Genomic DNA, 893 nt, shown 5'->3' with positions numbered 1-893 from the left:
GGGTTGTTGCTCGCCACCTTGGAGGTGAAGTCCTGCGGGTACGTGGTGATCAGCAGCCCCTTGTCCGCCCGGATCGACCCCCACAGGTCCGTGCGCAGCTCGAACCCGTACCCGCGCTGCGAGCCGCTGCCCTGGTGCATCAGGTACCCCATGTTCAGGTACGTGTTGCCGTAGGTGTTGGACAGCTCCAGGTGCTCGATGCCCTTCTTGTCCTCAAAGCGCAGCATGCTCGCCCCGCCCCCGCCCTTGCTCCAGTTCGTGAGCGTGCCCGACTGCGTCTTGTTGTCCGGCAGCTTCCACGGCGGCATCTGGATGCCGTTGTACACCCGCCCGGTGATGATGGGGTAGTCCGGATCGCCGTTCAGAAAGTCCACGATGACTTCCTGCCCGATGCGCGGGATGTGGATGCTGCCGTAGTTCAGCCCCGCCCACGGGTGCGACACCCGCACCCAGCAGCTGGAGTTCTCGTCCATGGCCCCGATGCGGTCCCAGTGGAACTGCACCTTCACCCGGCCGTACTGGTCGGTCCAGATCTCCTCGCCCGGCGGGCCCACCACCACCGCGGTCTGCGGGCCGGTGGTCTTGGGCTTCGGGGTGGTGCGCGCGGGCGTATACGGCAGGCTGGTGGGCTGGGCCTGCAGGGTGAACTTCTGGAACGAGCCCTCCTCCTGCGGCGTGCCCTTGGTGCCCGGCGCCACGGCGCTGACCTGGGGGTTTTCCTTGAAGTGGTACTCCAGCCCGGTCAGCAGGTATTGCTGGTTCTGGTCCTCGCGCGGGTGGTTCTCCAGGGTGAAGGTGTAGCCGGGCGCCAGCGCCCGGTGGCGCGACTCGCCCCGCACGGTGCTGTGCCCGGTCAGGCTCGATTGCAGCCGCGAGCGCGCGTAGTTCTCGCC

Annotated in this window: 1 protein-coding gene; it reads right to left on the bottom strand. The window is 67.5% G+C overall.

Translation table 11 applies throughout. The annotated features are described in order from the left end of the window. The coding region (locus AVME950_RS24240) for a type VI secretion system Vgr family protein (protein ID WP_284431731.1) at positions 1–893 on the bottom strand (893 nt) is incomplete at both ends.

The sequence above is a fragment of the Acidovorax sp. SUPP950 genome (genome assembly GCF_030158935.1).
In the GTDB taxonomy this organism is placed as follows: domain Bacteria; phylum Pseudomonadota; class Gammaproteobacteria; order Burkholderiales; family Burkholderiaceae_C; genus Paracidovorax.
This window is presented reverse-complemented; position numbering and strand designations above follow the sequence as displayed.